This window comes from Alloyangia pacifica, from assembly GCF_900116195.1.
Classification (GTDB): Bacteria; Pseudomonadota; Alphaproteobacteria; order Rhodobacterales; family Rhodobacteraceae; genus Salipiger; species Salipiger pacificus.
In genome coordinates, this window is the sequence record NZ_FOZW01000025.1 from 1 (window position 1) to 17,765 (window position 17,765).

22 protein-coding genes are annotated in these 17,765 nt (G+C 64.0%); 10 read left to right on the top strand and 12 right to left on the bottom strand.

Annotated features, from left to right (window positions below):
* The coding region (locus BM397_RS27875; protein WP_143015457.1) for an IS110 family RNA-guided transposase at positions 1–424 on the bottom strand (424 nt) is incomplete at its 3' end.
* An 89-nt stretch (positions 425–513) separates the two neighbouring features.
* Here BM397_RS27875 and BM397_RS30115 point away from each other — a divergent pair.
* From BM397_RS30115 to BM397_RS27890, 5 genes are all read left to right on the top strand, one after another.
* Positions 514–828 carry an AAA family ATPase gene (locus BM397_RS30115; protein ID WP_439895881.1) on the top strand — a complete coding sequence of 105 codons (315 nt, stop codon included), beginning with the start codon at positions 514–516 and terminating at the stop codon, positions 826–828.
* A gap of 271 nt (positions 829–1,099) precedes the next feature.
* Positions 1,100–1,993 carry a DMT family transporter gene (locus BM397_RS27880; protein WP_092431240.1) on the top strand — a complete coding sequence of 298 codons (894 nt, stop codon included), beginning with the start codon at positions 1,100–1,102 and terminating at the stop codon, positions 1,991–1,993.
* A gap of 85 nt (positions 1,994–2,078) precedes the next feature.
* Positions 2,079–2,204 carry a hypothetical protein gene (locus BM397_RS29860; RefSeq protein WP_256218787.1) on the top strand — a complete coding sequence of 42 codons (126 nt, stop codon included), beginning with the start codon at positions 2,079–2,081 and terminating at the stop codon, positions 2,202–2,204.
* The gene (locus BM397_RS29865; RefSeq protein ID WP_245696273.1) at positions 2,205–2,438 is read left to right on the top strand and encodes a type II toxin-antitoxin system RelE/ParE family toxin; all 234 of its coding nucleotides are present in this window, start codon (positions 2,205–2,207) and stop codon (positions 2,436–2,438) included.
* The gene (locus tag BM397_RS27890; protein ID WP_092431238.1) at positions 2,417–2,710 is read left to right on the top strand and encodes a helix-turn-helix domain-containing protein; all 294 of its coding nucleotides are present in this window, start codon (positions 2,417–2,419) and stop codon (positions 2,708–2,710) included. Before BM397_RS29865 ends, BM397_RS27890 begins: the two co-directional genes overlap by 22 nt.
* 251 nt (positions 2,711–2,961) lie before the next feature.
* Here BM397_RS27890 and BM397_RS27895 read toward each other — a convergent pair whose 3' ends face one another.
* Positions 2,962–3,156, bottom strand: a complete 195-nt coding sequence (locus BM397_RS27895; protein WP_092431237.1) for a hypothetical protein — start codon at positions 3,154–3,156, stop codon at positions 2,962–2,964.
* A 282-nt stretch (positions 3,157–3,438) separates the two neighbouring features.
* On the opposite strand from BM397_RS27895, the gene BM397_RS27900 reads away from it, so the two are divergent.
* The gene (locus BM397_RS27900) at positions 3,439–4,044 is read left to right on the top strand and encodes a hypothetical protein (RefSeq protein ID WP_092567480.1); all 606 of its coding nucleotides are present in this window, start codon (positions 3,439–3,441) and stop codon (positions 4,042–4,044) included.
* 80 nt (positions 4,045–4,124) lie between these two features.
* On the opposite strand, the gene BM397_RS27905 is transcribed toward BM397_RS27900, so the two are convergent.
* Together BM397_RS27905 and BM397_RS27910 are read right to left on the bottom strand one after the other, a co-directional pair.
* Complete coding sequence (locus BM397_RS27905) at positions 4,125–5,270, bottom strand: HPP family protein (protein WP_092431235.1); 1,146 nt, start codon at positions 5,268–5,270, stop codon at positions 4,125–4,127.
* A gap of 53 nt (positions 5,271–5,323) precedes the next feature.
* Positions 5,324–6,079 carry a sulfite exporter TauE/SafE family protein gene (locus BM397_RS27910; protein WP_092567491.1) on the bottom strand — a complete coding sequence of 252 codons (756 nt, stop codon included), beginning with the start codon at positions 6,077–6,079 and terminating at the stop codon, positions 5,324–5,326.
* Between the two features lie 90 nt (positions 6,080–6,169).
* On the opposite strand from BM397_RS27910, the gene BM397_RS27915 reads away from it, so the two are divergent.
* Positions 6,170–6,874 (top strand): FadR/GntR family transcriptional regulator, encoded by a 705-nt coding sequence (locus BM397_RS27915; protein WP_092431232.1) that lies wholly within the window; start codon positions 6,170–6,172, stop codon positions 6,872–6,874.
* 84 nt (positions 6,875–6,958) lie between these two features.
* Here the strand turns inward: BM397_RS27915 and BM397_RS27920 are convergent, their stop codons facing one another.
* The gene (locus BM397_RS27920) at positions 6,959–7,390 is read right to left on the bottom strand and encodes an RrF2 family transcriptional regulator (RefSeq protein ID WP_092431231.1); all 432 of its coding nucleotides are present in this window, start codon (positions 7,388–7,390) and stop codon (positions 6,959–6,961) included.
* Between the two features lie 147 nt (positions 7,391–7,537).
* On the opposite strand from BM397_RS27920, the gene hmpA reads away from it, so the two are divergent.
* The 3 genes from hmpA (at position 7,538) to BM397_RS27935 (ending at position 11,167) form a co-directional block, all read left to right on the top strand.
* Complete coding sequence (hmpA, locus tag BM397_RS27925) at positions 7,538–8,719, top strand: NO-inducible flavohemoprotein (RefSeq protein ID WP_092431230.1); 1,182 nt, start codon at positions 7,538–7,540, stop codon at positions 8,717–8,719.
* A 399-nt stretch (positions 8,720–9,118) separates the two neighbouring features.
* Positions 9,119–10,267, top strand: a complete 1,149-nt coding sequence (gene nirK / locus BM397_RS27930; protein ID WP_092431228.1) for a copper-containing nitrite reductase — start codon at positions 9,119–9,121, stop codon at positions 10,265–10,267.
* Between the two features lie 96 nt (positions 10,268–10,363).
* Complete coding sequence (locus BM397_RS27935) at positions 10,364–11,167, top strand: formylglycine-generating enzyme family protein (protein WP_092567504.1); 804 nt, start codon at positions 10,364–10,366, stop codon at positions 11,165–11,167.
* Positions 11,168–11,236: 69 nt separating this feature from the next.
* Here BM397_RS27935 and hemN read toward each other — a convergent pair whose 3' ends face one another.
* Genes hemN through BM397_RS27965 form a run of 7 tightly spaced genes read right to left on the bottom strand, consistent with a single transcriptional unit; the run spans position 11,237 to position 17,757 of the window.
* On the bottom strand, positions 11,237–12,592 hold the full coding sequence (gene hemN, locus BM397_RS27940) for an oxygen-independent coproporphyrinogen III oxidase (protein ID WP_092431226.1): 1,356 nt from the start codon (positions 12,590–12,592) through the stop codon (positions 11,237–11,239).
* Between the two features lie 50 nt (positions 12,593–12,642).
* The gene (locus BM397_RS27945) at positions 12,643–13,335 is read right to left on the bottom strand and encodes an NnrU family protein (protein ID WP_092431225.1); all 693 of its coding nucleotides are present in this window, start codon (positions 13,333–13,335) and stop codon (positions 12,643–12,645) included.
* A complete protein-coding gene (locus BM397_RS27950) occupies positions 13,332–13,562 on the bottom strand; it encodes an NnrT protein (RefSeq protein ID WP_092431223.1) in 231 nt (76 codons plus the stop codon). Before BM397_RS27950 ends, BM397_RS27945 begins: the two co-directional genes overlap by 4 nt.
* On the bottom strand, positions 13,559–13,732 hold the full coding sequence (locus BM397_RS29475) for a hypothetical protein (RefSeq protein ID WP_176806976.1): 174 nt from the start codon (positions 13,730–13,732) through the stop codon (positions 13,559–13,561). The genes BM397_RS27950 and BM397_RS29475 overlap by 4 nt, the downstream gene beginning before the upstream one ends.
* Before the next feature lies 1 nt (position 13,733).
* Positions 13,734–15,611: a nitric oxide reductase activation protein NorD gene (locus BM397_RS27955; protein WP_092431222.1), complete on the bottom strand. Its 1,878-nt coding sequence runs from the start codon at positions 15,609–15,611 to the stop codon at positions 13,734–13,736.
* A 4-nt stretch (positions 15,612–15,615) separates the two neighbouring features.
* The gene (locus BM397_RS27960) at positions 15,616–16,410 is read right to left on the bottom strand and encodes a CbbQ/NirQ/NorQ/GpvN family protein (RefSeq protein WP_092431221.1); all 795 of its coding nucleotides are present in this window, start codon (positions 16,408–16,410) and stop codon (positions 15,616–15,618) included.
* A gap of 3 nt (positions 16,411–16,413) precedes the next feature.
* A complete protein-coding gene (locus BM397_RS27965) occupies positions 16,414–17,757 on the bottom strand; it encodes a cbb3-type cytochrome c oxidase subunit I (protein ID WP_092431220.1) in 1,344 nt (447 codons plus the stop codon).
* Positions 17,758–17,765: the final 8 nt, after the last annotated feature.

The window sequence follows — 17,765 nt, forward strand, 5'->3', positions numbered from 1 at the left end:
CCCGTAGCGCATTGATGGTCTGTGTCCTCTGGCGGACAAACAGATCGCGGGTTCGAAAGACCATGGCGCGTGCTTGCTGTCGGGATGACTTCGGCTCGACGAACCTCATGGTCGGCCGGCTGGCTGCTTCAGCTATGGCCTCCGCGTCAGCCGCATCGTTCTTTTGACGCTTGACGAATGGCTTGACGTAGGCAGGCGGCACCAATCTGACGGTATGTCCCAGAGCACCGATCTCACGTGCCCAGTAGTGGGCCGTGGCGCAGGCCTCCATAGCAACCACGCAGGGCGGCAAATCTGCGAAAAATGCCAACACCTGACCCCGTGACAGCTTCTTGCGAATAGCAACGCCGCCATCGGCCGTCGCACCATGAACCTGGAAAACCCGCTTTGCCAAATCCAGCCCAACAATGGTAATTTCTGTCATGGATACTTCCTCCCTCTTGTGATGTGACCCACATCACCTTGGCACATTGCGATGCCGTCGGGAGGGGGTATCCACCCCATCAGTTCTGGGTGGAAATCAACAGGGTCTTCTTTGATCGCAGGCTGCTGGATGCGGCCATCGCGCTGGAACATGCAACCGGATTGGCGGCCATTGTCACCTTGTCGGGACACGCCCGCTTCCATCACCAGGTGTTTCTGACCCCACCTTGGCCAGAAATCCACCACAGGGACAGTGAACGCGGAAAAAGACCTCAAGGGAGGTATCGACGAATATCATCGGCTGATCGAGACTTTCGCCTGGCTCGGATACGATCCGGTTATTCTGTCAAAGCTCGACGTGAAAGCGCGAGCCGATTTCATTCTGAGCGCTCGTGCTTGGCGTGACGGGTCTTGCCAAGCAATTGGGTCAGAGATCGGCCTGCTCCCCGGATTGGACAACTCCTTCGAAGACCCCTATATGCGCGTTGCAAGGCAGCATGCGATGGCGTCGCGCGTCCGCTGCCCAGCCCCGATATTTTCAACCGATGTCCTGAACGCCCGGACTTGCTCCCGCACATATCGTGCGGAGCCTGAAGTTATGAGGTGTCCTATGACTCTTCCTTTGTTCGACAGGTCGCGGACCATGTGGACTGGTTCTTGCGCAGGAATGACCTGCATGGCCGCGGCAATGCTACTGCTGCCACTGGGCGACACTTTGTCGAAGCTTCTGACAGAGAAACTGAACCCGGTCGACGTCGCGACCGCGCGCGTTGTTGCCCAAGCAGCCTTCCTCCTGCCGGCGGCGGCGTTGTTGCCCGGCCGCCTCCGTGGCGCAATGCTCTCTCCGATCGTTGCGCTGTCCGGTCTGCTGGTGATGATCACCCTCATCGGCCTGATAGGCGCCTTCGCGGTCATGCCGATTGCCACCGCGATCGCCATATTTTTCGTTGAGCCTTTGATCCTGACGTTGCTGGCAGGCCCACTCCTGGGCGAGACAGTCGGAGCGCGGCGCCTCGCAGCAGTCGGCACAGGACTCGTCGGTGCGCTTATCGTGATCCGGCCGGGACCGGAGTTCGAGATCGCCGCGCTACTGCCGCTCCTCGCGGCCGCCTCCTATGCGCTCAACATGATCGTCCTCCGCCGTGCCACGCGCACACGCTCTGGGCTGACCATTCAGTGCGGCGCCACAATCTATGCCTGCCTCGGAATGGTAGCGCTTTCGTTCGCGCTTCACGCATCGGGGCTTTCCACCCCAGACCCTGGCGCCCTTGCGACTTCGGCCTGGGCCTTGATCTTGGGAAGCGGCCTCCTCGCCGCTGCAAGCTATGTCCTGATCGCCGAAGCCTTTCGCCACGCTGAAGCCGGTCTCCTGGCACCATTCCAGTATCTCGAGATCATCGGCGCCACTGCCGCCGGCTTTCTGGTTTTCGGAGACTTTCCTGATCGGATGACCTGGCTCGGGATAGCAGTCATCCTCGCCTCGGGCCTTTACGTCGCCTACCGGGAGAGATCGCCTGCGCCGGCCGCCATGCTGGATGACGTCCCAGGGCTGTGCTCCTCTGTAGATTGAGAACCAGGCTGGAGACTCGCTAAGGGCGGACTCCGAGAGTCCGCCGTTGACTTATATGTCAATGACGCATATGTGGTGGCAGAAGATGACACGATTGCAGACAGTGGTCGAGCTTCCCGAATTCCAGAAGCGCGCAAAGGCGATCATGTCGGACGAGGAGCGGGCGGCGGCAATCACTTTCATTGCCGCGAACCCGGAAACTGGTGTGTAGGTGGGCGGCGGTTTGCGCAAGGTTCGCATCCCGCGGGAAGGCGGCGTCAAGAGCGGTAGGTTCAGGATGATCTACGTGTTCGGAGGCAGCCACATGCCGATTTTCCTGGTCACGGTGTTCGCCAAGAACGAGAAGGCCAACCTCCCGACGTCGGAGCAAACCGCGGCCGTCGAGATGAGCAAGGCGATCATCGCCAAGTATGAGGATAACAGATGTACGCATTTGAATCTGTAGCCAAGGGGCTCGAAGAGGCTCTGGCTTTCGCGGCGGGCCAGCAGGCTGGCGCCAAGGTGCATGACATCGCGGTCGCCAGCGTCGATGTTGCAAAAGTCCGGCAGAAAACCGGGCTGTCGCAAAGCGAGTTCGCCAAGAGCATTGGCGTCGCGAAGGGCACCTTGCTGAATTGGGAGCAGGGGCGCCGGCAGCCTACCGGGCCGGCACAGGTGTTGCTGGCGCTCATCGCCAAGCAGCCCTCGGTCGTTCAGGATCTCCTGCGCGGTAGGTGAGCAGCCAGGAAAGGCGTTAACGGCCGTCTTCGGCAATTTCCCCTGCGGCACCCTGAAGATCGGCGCCACGGTGCTTCGAGACCGTAGGTGCCGGCGGCATCGATGCAGGACCGCACTCTCGGTTCCCTTGTCTGAAATATGTAGCGAATTTCGGACATGAAGGTCGCTGGTTCAGCTGAGGCCTTGCAGGGTAGGTTTCGGTCCAAGTCAAAACGCTTTGCCCCATCCCACGTATCTGACTGGCACCATGGTCAAGTCTGCTCCGCTTCCGGGTCCTTCTCAAGGTGGAAGGCAGGGTCTGTCTCGAGGCGGAGTGTGCCGTAGCGGTCGCGTCTGAAGGTGCCCAGACTTGTCACGACATGGTTCTCGGCCCGTTCTGTTACCAGGATGTGAGCACCATGCCAGACATGCCCTTTCGGGCCGCAGACAATGACAAAATCACGCATTGGGCCGTGTCCTCAAGTCGTTCCGCGAGAATCTGCAGGCTGCAAAGGGATGGCTTCACCGTCGCGGCCGCCATTCATCATGACGCTGGACTTCGCCAAAGCGATGGTGCGACAGTAATGGTCCCGCGGCAATTGGCTGGATCCTTATCGGCGCTGCTGTTGCGGTCGGTCTTTCTATAATCTTTGCGCTGCACCGCATCAATTAAACGAAAAATGCTTCTCAGATACGTATTCGATATCCTCCGAAAGGCGCTTGCCTGGTTGCGAAGATATCCAGCTTCCATGGGCGCGGAAACTTCGGAGCTCGTTGCGACGGGCCGCCTTGCGGATGCGAACTCAGCTCAATTGCGCGCCGCTCACACGCACCCGGACGTGGTTTCCGAACAGATTGCTGCGCAGGTGACTGAGCCTCAGGGCGAGGAAGGCGCCTCCCGAGTTGGTCTGGCCGTCGGCGACCCCGATCGCGCCCATCCCAGAGTGGAGTCGCCAAGTCAGGAGGCGTCCGAGTCCTCCTTGAATGACCTTGAAGCGACGCCGCAGGCTTGGCGCCGGGACCTCGCTATCGTCGATGGCATGGATGTGATGGGCTGGGAGGGAAGGGTCGCAAATCTGGAGGCCCTGCGCGCCGTGATCGATATGCTGCAGGCCCGGCGGGTCACGCCGCATATCGTTCTGGCCCATGACGCCTGCCGGACATCGTTGGGCGAAGAGGGTGATCTCCGCGGCTTCCGTCGGCTTCTGGACCGGGACGTGAATATCGACATCTGCCCGTCGGAGAAGTCGGTCGCGGCGTGGGTGATCGAGCTGGCGGGCGAATTGGAGGCGCCAATCGTGTCGAACAATCCTTACCACGCTTGGCCAAACGCTCGCAAAGTTCCACGGCTATAGGCCTTCCCTACCTCCCTGTTGGACTTCGGCCGAGCTTGTCTCGGACATTTTTGGTCTGCAGGCTTTTTCCTGCGGCGATCTCAGCGGTGCCGCAGCGCCTGGCGCGCCAGCGCGGCGATCATGTCTGTCCGCGTGACGATGCCGACGATGCGTCCGCGCTCGAGCACCGGGATGGCATCGACATCCCCATCCGCCATCATCGGCAGCAGCGCGGCGACCGGCGAGGCGCGCGTCGCGCGCGGGCCGGCGACATTCATGATGTCCGAGGCGGTCACCGGGGTTTCTCGCCCGAGATCGACGAGCCGCCGGAAGGCGGGCAGGAAGCCCCGCTCAAGCCGCTGCGCATCCTCGCGGGCGCGGGTGATCAGATGGATCTGGAAGATCACCCCGAGAAACCTCTGCTCGGGCCCGACCACTGGCAGCGAGGCGAACCGATGCCGCCGGAACAGCTCGGCGACCTCGGCAAGGGAGGTGCCGCCACCAACAGTGACCAGATCGCGTGACATGATGTCCTCGGCATTGAGCGGGCCGGCATGATGGCTCGCGGCTTGCATCTCGGCGGCGCCGATGAGCCGCGCCAGATCCTCGACCCCGAGGTTGAACGACTGCCGGTAACGCTCCAGTAGCCCGGAGAGCTCGGCTTCGGAGAGCCCGAGGCGCTCGGAGGGGGCACGGTCCTCGGTGCCGTGCTGGCCGGGGGCGTCGAACTGCCGGAACGGGTAGTGCCGCCCAGTGAGCTTTGCGTAGAGCGCGGCGAGGATGACCAGCGCAGTGGTGCCCGCGGCGATGGGGGTCAGAGCGAACCAGAAGCCGAGATGGTCGATGGCGTCGGGGCTCATGGCGGCGGTCATTGCCACCGCCCCCGCCGGTGGATGCACCGCGCGGCAGAGGATCGTCGCGGTGATCGCGAGGCCCACGGCGAGCGCGATGCGCAGCGCCGGGTCGGCGATCAGCAGGCAGGTCGCAACGCCCACGAGCGCCGCCACGGTGTTTCCGACAATGGCGGACCAGGGCTGGGCGAGAGGGCTGTTGGGGACCGCGAAAAGCAGCACCGAGGTCGCGCCGAAGGGCGCGACGAGATAGAGCCCAAGGCTCAGGTTGACCTGCGGCGAGAGCAGGACCAGCCCGGTGACGCCAAGCCCGAGCAGCGCGCCGACGCCAGCGCGGAGCGCCTCGCGGAGGGAAACGCGCGCCACGGCGGGACCGAGGGAACGGAGAATGTGCATGGAGGATTGCCTTCTTTGCCTGCCGCGCAAAAATTCAGCATTTCGTAAAAAATTCAACCATTGGCTTGAGTGAAGAAGACGATGGTGGTGACCAGCCCAACGGTGACGATGAAGGTCCGCAGCAGCGCGGTGTCCTGCACCTTGCGTGCCATATGCGCCCCGACGTATCCGCCCGCAGTGCAGCCAAGGCCGGTGACGACCAGCGCGGTCCAGTCGATCAGCCCGGCAAGGCTGTAGGTGACGACCGAGGCAGCCGACAGCACCAGCGAGGCCAGCGTCTTCAGCCCATTCATCCGATGCAGGTCGCTCATGCCGATGAGCCCGAAGGCGGCCAGCAGCAGGATCCCGAGCCCGCCGTTGAAATAGCCGCCGTAGATCGAGACGAGCAGCAGCAGCGTCAGCGAGACGGCATCGGGCAGGTGGCGCCCCGAGGCGAGCAGCCCGCGCAGCAGCGCGGGACCGGCGGCAAAAGCCAGCGTGGCCATCAGCAGCAGCCAGGGAATGACGCCGGAAAACAGGTCCTCGGGGGTGACCAGCAGCAGCAGCGCGCCAAGGATCCCGCCAAGCATGGCGGTGACGACGAGCGCGGTCAGGCTTGGCCCTTCGCCTGCCTGGATGTCGCGGCGATAGGCCCAGCTGCTTCCGGCATAGCCGGGCAGGGCGGCGAAAGTGGCGGTGGCATTGGCCATGATCGGCGACACGCCGAGCCAGACCAGCGCGGGAAAGGTCAGGAATGTGCCTCCGCCCGCGATGGCGTTGAGCGCCCCTGCGCCGAAACCGGCAAGGGCAAGGATGGTCGTGGTCAGCATATGAGTCCTCCTCGAGAGAAGCGCGGTGTTGCATAGCATGGCATTGGTCTGCAAATTGGTCTGGGTTTGGCCCGGAGCGGGAGGCGCGGCATGACTTCGAAGCGGGGGCAGGTGGTCCTGTCGGAACTCCGCAGGCTGGTGGCCGATCTGGCCACCGAGGTTGGCGCGCGGCTGCCGCCCGAGCGCGAGCTTGCCCGCCTGCTCGGCTGCAGCCGCGAGACGCTGCGCGGCGCGTTGCAGGTGCTCGAGCGCGAGGGCGAGCTCTGGCGGCATGTTGGGCAGGGCACCTTCTGCGGCCCGCGGCCGCTCGGCCATCCGATCCGCGAGCAGATCCTCGTGCAGGGTGCGTCGCCGATGCAGCTCATGCAGGCGAGGCAGACCATCGAGCCCTCGGTGGCCGCCGAGGCGGCGCGGCTCGCCACCCCGGAGCAGGCGGCCTATCTGGCGGAGCTGGCGCAGCGCGGCCGCAGGGCGCGCACGCGGCCCGAAAGCGAGCAGCTCGACGCGGCCTTTCACCGCGGCATCGCCGAGGTGACCGGCAACCCGATCCTGCTGGGGCTTCTCGACTATCTTGCAGGGGTGCGGCGTCACGCGGCCTGGCAGCGAGAGTGGGAGCTGACCTACCTCAGGCTTGGCGTCACCGAGTTCACCGAGCGCCATAGCGTCCAGCACGAGGCCATTGCGGCGGCGATCTCGGAGCGTGACCCGGACCGCGCGGCAGCCGCGATGCGGGCGCATCTCGAGACCATATCGGACGCAATGCGTGGGGCCGGGCTGCCGGGCCTCGGAGCGTAGGTCTGGGCGTGAAAGTCCCAAGAAGGCAGGAACTTTGGCGGAACGCTGGCGCCTCGGAGCGGCGCGCTTAGGGTCAAAAAGGCTTCAGGTATCGGTCGCAGTCAGCCCGAACTCGGCAGGTTCGAGGGCAATGTCGGCGACGGAATACCGCGCGAGCGCGGCAAGGAAGGCGCGGCGTGCCTCCTCAAGGGGGGAGATCAGGCGGCAGCGCCGCGTGATTGTGCACGCGTTGCCCGGGCGCATGCATTCCGCCAGGGCGAAATCGGTCTCCATATGCTCGACGAGGGCGCTCACGGGGATGTCGCCCGCGTCCCGTGCCAGCGTCAGTCCGCCTGAGCGGCCCCGCTGCGCGCTGAGAAACCCCCCCTGTGTCAGCGCATTGACCACCTTCATGACCGTGCTGCGCGGCAGGTGGTAGTGGGCGACGATCTGGTCGATCGTGATGCGCTGGCCGCCGGTCGAAGCGGCGTGGATCATGATCCGCAGCGCAATGTCGGTGCTGTCGTTGAGCCGCATGTTCCGGTCCTTTCCGTCGCGCCAGCAGCCCGCACCGGTCCGCGCGGACCGGGACGCAATGACGCAGGGCTTTAAGATACCAACGGGTGGCATGTTTTTGAAGAGCGTGTATAGATGCCGATTATCGGAATCTTTTAGGAGGGCACCATGTCGAGCCCGCTCAGCGAAGCAACCCTGCAGATCATCGAAGCGACCGCACCGGTCGTGGCACAGCATGTCGATCAGATCGTACCTGCGATGTACCGGCGCCTGCTTGCGGACGAAGAAATCCGCGCGCTCTTCAATATGTCCAATCAGGAGGGCCAGGCGCCACAGCACAAGGCCCTCGCGAATGCGCTGGTGGCCTATGCAACCCATATCCGCACGCCGAACGTATTGGCCGAGGCCGTCGAACGGATCGCACAGAAGCACGCGGGCTTGCAGATTCTCCCGGAGCATTATCCGCATGTCGCAGATGCGCTTCTGGGAGCGATCTCGGAGGTGCTGGGTGAGGCTGCAACGCCGGAGATCCTGAGTGCCTGGGGCGAGGCCTATTGGCAGCTCGCGCACATCTTGATCGGACGCGAAGAGGACATCTACCAGGGCACGGCAGAGGCGTCCGGTGGCTGGCGCGGCTGGCGCTCCTTCGAAATCGCGGAGAAGCGGCGCGAAGCGACGGATATCGTCTCCTTCGTTCTGCGTCCCGTGGACGGCGGCGCAGTCGTCCAGCACCTACCTGGCCAGTATCTCAGCTTCCGCTTCCATCTTGCCGATGGCGAGGAGCAGCGGCGGAACTATTCGATCTCCTCGGCGCCAAACGGTCAGACCTACCGCATCACCGTGAAGCGGGAGCCGCACGGGCGCGTGTCGAACTGGCTGCACGAGGTGGCCGAGGTGGGCCAGCGGATCGAAGTCGCGCCGCCGGCGGGTGACTTCTTCCTCGACCCCCGTGACAAGCGGGAAGTGGTGCTGCTCTCGGGCGGTGTCGGACTGACGCCGATGATCTCGATGCTCGAAGCCTGTGGCGGGAAAGGTCTGCGCATGATCCATGTCCACGCGGCGCAGGATCCGGAGCGCCACGCCATGACCGGGATCTCTGGTAGGCTCGCCGACGCGACCTTTGCGTTTTATGAGGATCTTGGCGGGCGGGAGCGCAAGGAGGGGGTCTTGGAGGGACGCATCGACCCTGCCTGGCTGACCGAGAACACCGACATCGAGCAGGCCGACTATTTCATCTGCGGCCCGGTTGGTTTCATGCAGGCGATGGTGCGTGGGCTTAAGGCGGCGAATGTGCCCAATGCGCGCATTCACCATGAGTTCTTCGGACCAGCAGCGGAGGTATTGGGCTGAACGCTGCGGGCACCCGCCGCAGCAGACCATCGCGAGGAGAAAGGCCAATGGACCACGACTTCGGATTGCATGCGGGCACGGTCCAGCCCTGCGCTGTCATGCTACGGTGTCCGAACGTTCATCCAGGGGGGCGGGTCTCGCGTCGTCTGTGGACCAATTCGTCCCCCTGATTCCAAAGCTACTAAGGTTGCGCGGAGTTGCGCCCGGAGCTTTTTCTACCCAAGCGAGAACGCTCCGCTCTGCATTCTTTCTTTTGGCTGCGCTTTGCTCCGCGTTGAGGCTGAAAGATGCGAGTTCTCGGCTGAATCGAACCTGAACCTTGTGCTTGCGCAAAGTGACAAGGGTCCAATCGCAGTGTCCTCCTTCCGAACAACAATCATACCGGAAAGGAGACAAGAAATGCTGACGCGAAGAGCCGCCCTGATGGGCGCCGCAGGGATCGCCGCGACCCCCGTTCTGGCGAAGGCCGCCAAGGCCGAGGAAATCATGGATACGTCGATGGCGGAGCCTGTCGACCTCTCCAGCCTTCAGCGTATCAAGCGCCGGCTGGTCCGTCCGCCGATGGTGCACGAACACGAGCAGACCGCCCCAGGAGGGCCGCGTATCGTGGAATTCGAGATGCAGATCATCGAAAAGGAGGTCGAGGTCGACAGTGGCGCCTACCTGCAGGCGATGACCTTCAATGGCTCGATCCCTGGCCCGCTCATGGTGGTGCATGAGGGCGATTACGTCGAGCTGACGCTCTACAATTCGCCCGAAAACCTGATGCAGCACAATATTGACTTCCACTCCTCCACTGGGGCTCTGGGCGGCGGGTCACTGACCCTGGTGAACCCGGGTGAGAAGACCACGCTGCGGTGGAAGGCGACGCGCCCAGGCACCTTCGTTTATCACTGTGCTCCAGGCGGTCCCATGATCCCGTGGCACGTCGTCAGCGGCATGTCCGGTGCCATCATGGTTCTGCCGCGAGCCGGTCTGACGGATCACAAGGGCGATCCGGTGAAATATGACCGTGTATTTTACATCGGCGAGAACGATTTCTACATTCCGAAGGACGAGAAGGGCGAATACAAGCGCTTCGAGGATGTGGGCGAAAGCTATCCCGATACGCTCGAAGTCATGAACGGCTTGATCCCGACCCACGTCGTGTTCAACGGCAAGGTTGGTGCGTTGACGGGCGACAACGCGCTGCATGCGCGCCAGGGCGAGAAGGTTTTGTTCGTGCACAGCCAGGCCAACCGCGACACCCGTCCGCACCTGATTGGCGGTCACGGCGACCTTGTCTGGGAGACTGGTAAGTTCAACAACCCGCCAGAGCGGGATCTTGAAACTTGGTTCATCCGCGGCGGCTCTGCCGGGGCGATGCTCTACGAATTCCTGCAGCCAGGGGTCTACGCCTACGTGAACCATAATCTGATCGAGGCGGTGAACCTGGGCGCGACGGCCCACGTGGTCGTCGAGGGCGACTGGGACAATGACCTGATGGAACAAGTGCAGGCTCCGATCGAGTACGACGCGGTCTACGAGGGCAAGACCGCTCTGCCGTAAGCTCCGGTCGCGGCCCGGCAGAGGGCTGCCCAAACCGAGAGAAAAGTGGGGCGGAGGGGTCAGGCCGGCCGCCCCTTCTGGCTCAGGAGCCTCGCCATGAAACCTTCCCGCCTTGTTGCAGGTGTCGCCGCACTGACTTTTGCAACCGTTCCCTTGTTGCTGACCAAGCGTGACACGCCGAACGCGCCGTTCGACCCGGCCGCACTTGTCGAAGTGCCGGGTGGCACGGTTGAATACCGTCCGTTCGGAAGTTTTTCCCGAGGCGGCAGGGTTGGTGCTCCCGACCCGGTCTCGCTCGAGGTCCGGGCGTTCGAGATCATGAAGTACCAGGTCAGTCGGGAACAATACGGGGCCTGCGTCTCAGCCTCAGCCTGCTCGGAGGTTCCGGCGGCCGGCACTGGGGTGCCTCAGACCCAGGTAAACTGGCAGGATGCCACGGACTTCGCGCTTTGGTATTCCGGGGTCACCGGGCAGACTTGGCGCCTGCCGACAGCGATGGAATGGCAGCACGCCGCGGCCGAACGCTATGCCGATGCAAACGTCGATCCGGGCGACCTTGATCCTGGCGAGCGGATGCTGGCCAATTACAAAGCTGGTGTCCTGCTGCGTGGAACCGCCAGCCCGACCCTTCGACCAACGGGCAGTTTCGGCGTCAATTCCCGGGGGGTGGTCGACATGGCAGGCAATGTCTGGGAATGGACGGACAGTTGCATGGAACGCGGCTCGTTGAACGACGACGGCTCGATTGCCGAAAGCGAACCCTATTGCTGGGTGCGGATCGCTGGCGGGATGCACCGGGCCGCAATCGTGGACATTGTGCGTGACGCCAGTGTCGGCGGCTGCGCTGTCGGACTGCCGCCTGACCATCTAGGCTTCCGGCTGGTACGTTCCCTGGACTAGCAGTTCGGCGCTGACAGCGCCGGAATGGCCAACCCCGGGATGTGCACCAGCTCGGCACCCGCGTATGTGTCACGATGCCTGGCTGTAGCGCGCAGCTTCGGGCACGTGGGCATCAAAATGGCTGGCGATGATGCGGGTCAGGGCCCGCGCCTCGGGCCGGATCGACATTGTCGCGCCGCGGCCCTCGACCATCTCGCCGAAGCGGTCGCGCAGCAGGGCAATTTCGGAGCGCAGCTGGTCCACCGCGTCTCCATGGGCGTCCCGCAGGGTTTCCAGGTCCAATTTGAACGTGCACATGATCATCTCGATCGCGCGGGCGCGCATGAGGTCGTCATCGCTCATCATATGGCCCCGCGCGCCGGCCAGATGGCCGGCCTCGATCCGCTGGACGTAGGCAGGCGTGACGGCGGCGTTCTGGATGTAGCCCGTGGGAAGGCGTGAGATCGACGAGGCGCCAAGGCCGATGAGCGTTGCGCAGGCGTCATCAACATAGCCTTGGAAATTGCGGCGCAGGCGGCCGCTCCTCGCGGCCAGAGCGAGCGCGTCGCCGGGGCGGGCGAAATGGTCGATGCCGATGCTTTCCAGCCCCGCTTCACCGAAGCGACGCGCTGCCAACTCGGACAACTGGTAGCGTTCCAACTCTTTCGGCAGCGCGTCCTCGTCGATCAGCTGCTGCCGCTTCGACATCCACGGCACATGGGCGTAGCCGAACAGGGCGATGCGGTCGGGCTTCAGGTCCAGCACCTTGCTCACGGTGTCATCCAGCCGCGCGAGGTCCTGATGCGGCAGGCCGTAGACGAGGTCCGCGTTTAGTGAACGGATGCCAGCGGCTCTAAGACCCTCAACGCAGGCGCGCGTGACGCCGAAGGGCTGCAGGCGGCCGATGGCCTTTTGCACGACGGGGTCGAAATCCTGGATGCCGATGCTAGCACGGTTCAAGCCTTCGTCGGCCAGAGCGGCGATCTTGTCGCGGTCCACCATGGTCGGGTCGATCTCGACCGAAAATTCCCAGTCGTCAGTATGCGGGATGACCGCCTTCACCGCCCGTGCCAGCCGGCGGATCAGTGCAGGCGGCAGGATTGTCGGTGTGCCGCCACCCCAGTGCATCCGGCCCATGCGCAGCCCCTCGGGAAGCGTGTCTGCGAGCAGGGCGAGTTCCTGTTCCAGAGTGCTGATATAGCTTTCCACAGGGCTCAGCGTTTTCGTGCCCTGGGTCCGGCATGCGCAGAACCAGCACAGCCGCTCGCAGAATGGTATGTGGATATAGACCGATACCGGTTCTGCCGGGTCCAGCGCCGCGAGGGCGCTCGCCTGCTGGGGCGCGCAGACGTCGGTCGAGAACACTGGTGCTGTCGGGTACGAGGTATAGCGGGGCACCCGGGCGTCGAAGAGGCCGAGGGTTCTGAGGCGGTCGATCTGTTTCATGTGCCCGGTATGAAGGTTTCCGGCGCGACGTTCTTTGCGCCGGAACAAGTTCAAATCGGGAAGGGCGAAACGCCGATGATCACCGAGTGAAGATACAAGAGTGCGATCCAGAGGAGCAGACCGGCGGCTACCCGGATCGCCGTCCCGCGCGCATTGGCGCGCATCCAGTCGCCGCGTATCAGGGGAGAGAGGGACAGGATCGCGGTATTTGCAAAGAATGCACCGGCGCTGCCGCCAAGCGAGTGGCGGGCCCGCGCGTCGAAGGCGGGGATTGCGGCCAGTGCCATGACAAGGAAGCTGCCAAACAGGATCACCATGGCCAAATCCCCGTTCGGCACCAGGTGCGCACCGGACCACAGCGCCAGTGCCAGAAACAGCGGATGGCGCGAGATGGCGGCGAATCCGGGCCGTGCGGGGTCGAACTCTGCGCCGCGCTTGCCGCCGAGTGTGAAGGGCTGGCGAAGCCCGGTGCCGCAGGTCACCAGGATCATGGCGATCGGCATGGCGATGTTCGGCACCCAGCGGGTCCAGGGCAGCTGCGGCCAGAGATCGACATAGGGCGCACGGATCGCAGCCGAGACCACCCAGACCAGCAGGATGGTGGACAACAGCCCGTAGACGCCGAAATACACCCGCCGGCCGACCACGCCGATCAGCCGTTCACGCAGGCCGCCGACGCGCGGCAGGAAATGGCTCGCCACGAAAAGCGTCAGCGCGAGCCCGTATTCTGTCCAACCGGTCATGCATCCTCCGCCTTTTCCATCAGCCGCACGATGTGCCCGGCGAAGGCATAGGTGGCGGGCAGGCCGATGACCAGCCCTCCGGCGGCGGCCTGCAAGGGAGTCAGCACTGGCCAGCCGAGCCAAGACCCGATCAGCGCGGCGAAGAACAGGTTCACACCCATCGCGCCCGCGCCGAACGGGTAGAGCGCGGAAAGCAGCTTCCACGAGGGGCGACGTTCAGGTCTCATCGCCGGCTTACCAGCCATTGCACCGCCGCCAAGGCGGCGATCAGCGCGAGGGAGCCGACAAGAAACCAGAACTCGGCCGCCTCGGTCTGCGGCTGCGGGATCGGCCGTTCGAAGGGCTCGGCCAGCGCCGTTGCGGGCAGGGTCAAGACGAGGGCAAGAATGCGTTTCACGTCATCTCTCCATAGTCAGGGTTTGATAGATGTTGGGGAGGGCACGGGGCAGGCGGGCGGGGTTTGGCAACAGCGTAAACCCGGCACGACCGAAGATATGGGCAAACCAGTCCTGTCCGTCCTCGTCCACGATCACACCATGCACCGCCTGTCCCAGCGCGCGGGCTTCGCGGACGGCCATGCGGCTGTCTTCGACCCCGTGCTGCCCTTCGTAGTGGTCCAGGTCGTTGGGCTTGCCATCGGTCAGCACCAGGAGCAGGCGGCGCGTCGCGCCCTCTTCGGCCAGTTGTGCCGATACGTGCCGGATCGCGGCACCGAGGCGGGTGTAGTGGCCCGGAGTGAGCCCGCCGATCCGTGCGGTTACCGCACGGCTCATCGGTTCCTTGAAGGCCTTGGCTCGGTGCACGAACACCCGATCGCGGCGCAGGGACGAGAAGCCCCAGATGCCCAACCGGTCGCCGGCAGTATCGATTCCTTCGGCGAGCGAGGACAACGCCTCGCGCGCGACCTCTATGACAGAGGTGTCGCCTATCGCCGCCTCCGTCGAGCGCGAGCAATCCATCAGGATCGCCACGGACAGATCTCGCGCCATTGGTCGGTTCGACTGCCAGATGCGGTCGCTGCCCTCGTGGCCGCAGGTTATGTCGGTGCGGGATGTCACCACCGCGTCAAGGTCCAGGTCGTCACCGTCGATCTGCCGCGGCAGGACCACGCGCCTTGGATGCAGCGGAGCGAACTGACGTTTGACCCGAGCAACGAGCTTCGGATCCGGGGAATACAGGTCGCGCGGGCTGGCTTCCGCTTCCAGCACCCGCGTGTGTCCGGGCATGTAGTCCCCCGTGCGGCGGTTCCATTCCGGGTAGGTGAACTTTCCTGCCAGGTGCTCGTGTTCGGCATCCTGCGGCGAAAGATCCAGAGACAGGCGCAGGCGCGTGGCAGCGCGTTTCAGGTTCTGGCTCAGGGACAGGTACTCCTGATCCTCGGCGGCCTTGGCGGCGTTATCTTGGTCGTCGTCGTCGACCATCCGATTGAGGTTGAGGCTTTCCGCCCAGGACATGATCGTCTCGAAGCGGTGAATGATGAAGCTGTCGTTGCGGTTGGCCTGGTCGCGGTCCTCGCGGCAGGCATCCTTGCGGGTGGGCACCGCCATCGCGGTTCCGGGGTCTTGCAACTCGTCCGACGCGGACTTGTCGACCCGGGTCGCGTTGCGCAACCGCAGCCAGACCGGGACGGGCGCATAGCTCCGGTACCTTCGGGGGGCGGGGCAGACCCGGCATTCCTCGGCATCTGAGACGCCGCTCAGCTGGTCGAGGATCAGACGTTCAACACCGGCCTCGCAGCGCGGCAGACCGCCGCGGCTACGATACTGTACTATCAGCCGGCACAGACTGTCGTATGCTTGCCGCAGGCCGGGGCAGGCGGCATAGGTCCGGTCCGACGCGGCCGCCAGCGCGGCGATCTCGGCCCGGTCTGCGGCCAATGCGTCGGCCTCTGGCGATGGGACCTCGACATGGGCCGCCAATGCCGCCAGCCACAGGTAACAGGCCCTGTTCAGCTCGTGCGTCGGGAAAGCGTCGATCACCGGTGGCAGGCGCAGACGGTCACCGTCGAAATCAGCGACATGCACCCGTTCGCGCGGCGTTCCGATGCGGCGGATGCGGCCTGTCCGGTGGTCGGAGGTCATGAGCGGGGCGTGCGCGATTTCCACGCCCGCTGCGCCACCGAGTGCTCGGAACAGCGTGGTGACGGATCGGCGCATATCCTCGAACGTCACTGCGCGGGCGGCGTCGCCGGTCGCAGCCCCCCACCGGGAGGCCATGTCGTGCCAGAGGTTGCCGACGGTCTCCTCGGGCTCCATCAGGTCGAGAACGTGTAGCATGGGCCTACCCGTAGATCACGGCGGCGAGGTCTCGCAGCGCCTGTTGCGTGTCCGCCTCGTCGCTAAGCGGTTCGATGATTGCGGCTTCGAGCGCGCGGTCTACTGGCATCCCCTTGGCAATCATGGTGGCTGCGTAGATCAGCAGGCGGGTGGAGACGCCTTCCTCGAGGTCCATGCCCGAAAGCGCTCGGATCTTACCCCCCAGCCGCACCAGGGCGGCCGCGCGCGCCTCGTCCAGACCACTTTCGCGGACCACGACGGGCACCTCCACCTCTGGCGAGGGAAACGCGAACCCGATCGAGACGAAACGCTGCCGTGTCGACGGTTTCAGTTTTTTCAGGATATTCTGGTAGCCGGGGTTGTAGCTGGCCACGAGCATGAAGGAGTCGGGCGCTGCCAGTTCCTCGCCCGTGCGGTCTATGACCAGCCGGCGGCGGTCGTCGGTCAGCGGGTGCAGCACGACTGTGACGTCCTTGCGCGCCTCGACCACCTCGTCGAGATAGCAGATCCCGCCTGCGCGCACTGCCCGTGTCAATGGCCCATCGACCCAGACGGTCTCTCCCCCCTTCAGAAGGTAGCGTCCGATAAGGTCGGCAGCGGATAAGTCGTCATGGCAGGCCACGGTGTGCAGCGGCAGGCGGAGACGCGCCGCCATGTGTTCCACAAACCGCGTCTTGCCGCAGCCGGTGGGCCCCTTCAGAAGAAGGGGCAGACCGTTTTCATGGGCCGTCTCGAACACTGCGCATTCATCGCCGGCAGGTTGGTAGAACGGCAGGTCGGGTGTGTTCATGTCTTTCATCGCTCACTCTCCCGGAACGGCCACGGGGCCGGGTTTGATCACCTCGCGGCGCACCGCGAGCATGGAGTAGATAAACAGGAGCGCGCCCAGCACCACGGCCACGCCGGACCCGAAGCGCATCAGGTAGAACAGACCCAATTGGTCCTGCACGTCCATGTAGTAGTCACCTACGATCCGCTGCATGTGCGTCTGGATCGTGCCGGCAAAAGTCAGCGTGAAGGTCATGAAGGCCATCCCACCGGTCATCAGCCAGAAAGATGCCATGTTCAGCACCTGGTTGTAGGGTGCGCGATTCCGCAGGACCGGCATCGCATAGCTGAACATCGCGAGATTGAGGGCCACGTAGGCGCCGTAGAAGGCCAGGTGTCCGTGGGCGGCGGTGATCTGCGTGCCATGGGTATAGAAGTTCACCCCGTGTAGCGTGTGCAGGAAACCCCAAACGCCCGCACCGAAGAAGGCGACGGTGGAGGAGCCGAGCGACCACAACAGCGCGGCCTTGTTTGGGTGGTTCTTGCGGCCTTTCCAGACCATCACGAAGGCAAAGGACATCATGGCGAAGAAGGGCACCACCTCGAAGGTCGAGAAGATCGAGCCAATCCACTGCCAGTAGCCCGGCGTACCGATCCAGTAGAAGTGGTGTCCGGTGCCGAGAATGCCCGAGAACAGCGCAGTCGCAACAATCACATAGAGCCATTTCTCGATCACCTCGCGGTCCACGCCGGTGAGCTTCAGCATCAGGAATCCGAGGATCGCCGCCATGACCAGTTCCCACGTCGCCTCGACCCAAAGGTGCACGACCATCCACCAGTACATCTTGTCGAGTGACAAGTTGTCGGGGTTGATGAAGGCGAAGACCCAGAGCAGGCACAGCAGCCACAGCCCCATCATCAGGATGTTGGTGATCGCCGTCTTGCGCCCGGCGAGGAAGGTCAGCGACACGTTTACAAGGAAGATCACGGCGGCAACGAGGATCCCGAACTTGACCCAGAGCGGCTGTTCCAGGAACTCGCGCCCGCCGTGGATTCCGGCGAGGTAGGAGACCACGGCGCCAAGCGTGCCGATCACCAAGATGGCAAGCTGGATGTAGGCGAGCTTGACCGAGAAGATCTCACGCTCGCTCTCCTCCGGCACGAGGTAGTAGGCGGCACCGAAGAATCCCAGCAGAAGCCAGACGATCAGCGCGTTGGTATGGATCATGCGAACCACGTTGAAGGGCAGGACCTCTGACAGCGTGTTGGGCGCGACATAGATCCACCCGGCGAGCAGTCCGCCCAGCACCTGGATTCCGAACAGCGCCATGGCCACGAGAAAATAGGCGTAAGCCACCTTTTGCGATTGGTACTTCATTGCTTGTC

Excerpts from the sequence above, each read along its gene's own strand:
- BM397_RS27880 (WP_092431240.1), top strand. The coding sequence starts at position 1,100 with ATGGCCGCGGCAATGCTACTGCTGCCACTGGGCGACACTTTGTCGAAG.
- BM397_RS29860 (WP_256218787.1), top strand. The coding sequence starts at position 2,079 with ATGACACGATTGCAGACAGTGGTCGAGCTTCCCGAATTCCAGAAGCGC.
- BM397_RS27890 (WP_092431238.1), top strand. The coding sequence starts at position 2,417 with ATGTACGCATTTGAATCTGTAGCCAAGGGGCTCGAAGAGGCTCTGGCT.
- BM397_RS27895 (WP_092431237.1), bottom strand. The coding sequence starts at position 3,156 with ATGCGTGATTTTGTCATTGTCTGCGGCCCGAAAGGGCATGTCTGGCAT.
- BM397_RS27900 (WP_092567480.1), top strand. The coding sequence starts at position 3,439 with ATGGGCGCGGAAACTTCGGAGCTCGTTGCGACGGGCCGCCTTGCGGAT.
- BM397_RS27905 (WP_092431235.1), bottom strand. The coding sequence starts at position 5,270 with ATGCACATTCTCCGTTCCCTCGGTCCCGCCGTGGCGCGCGTTTCCCTC.
- BM397_RS27910 (WP_092567491.1), bottom strand. The coding sequence starts at position 6,079 with ATGCTGACCACGACCATCCTTGCCCTTGCCGGTTTCGGCGCAGGGGCG.
- BM397_RS27915 (WP_092431232.1), top strand. The coding sequence starts at position 6,170 with ATGACTTCGAAGCGGGGGCAGGTGGTCCTGTCGGAACTCCGCAGGCTG.
- BM397_RS27920 (WP_092431231.1), bottom strand. The coding sequence starts at position 7,390 with ATGCGGCTCAACGACAGCACCGACATTGCGCTGCGGATCATGATCCAC.
- hmpA (WP_092431230.1), top strand. The coding sequence starts at position 7,538 with ATGTCGAGCCCGCTCAGCGAAGCAACCCTGCAGATCATCGAAGCGACC.
- nirK (WP_092431228.1), top strand. The coding sequence starts at position 9,119 with ATGCTGACGCGAAGAGCCGCCCTGATGGGCGCCGCAGGGATCGCCGCG.
- BM397_RS27935 (WP_092567504.1), top strand. The coding sequence starts at position 10,364 with ATGAAACCTTCCCGCCTTGTTGCAGGTGTCGCCGCACTGACTTTTGCA.
- hemN (WP_092431226.1), bottom strand. The coding sequence starts at position 12,592 with ATGAAACAGATCGACCGCCTCAGAACCCTCGGCCTCTTCGACGCCCGG.
- BM397_RS27945 (WP_092431225.1), bottom strand. The coding sequence starts at position 13,335 with ATGACCGGTTGGACAGAATACGGGCTCGCGCTGACGCTTTTCGTGGCG.
- BM397_RS27950 (WP_092431223.1), bottom strand. The coding sequence starts at position 13,562 with ATGAGACCTGAACGTCGCCCCTCGTGGAAGCTGCTTTCCGCGCTCTAC.
- BM397_RS27955 (WP_092431222.1), bottom strand. The coding sequence starts at position 15,611 with ATGCTACACGTTCTCGACCTGATGGAGCCCGAGGAGACCGTCGGCAAC.
- BM397_RS27960 (WP_092431221.1), bottom strand. The coding sequence starts at position 16,410 with ATGAAAGACATGAACACACCCGACCTGCCGTTCTACCAACCTGCCGGC.
- BM397_RS27965 (WP_092431220.1), bottom strand. The coding sequence starts at position 17,757 with ATGAAGTACCAATCGCAAAAGGTGGCTTACGCCTATTTTCTCGTGGCC.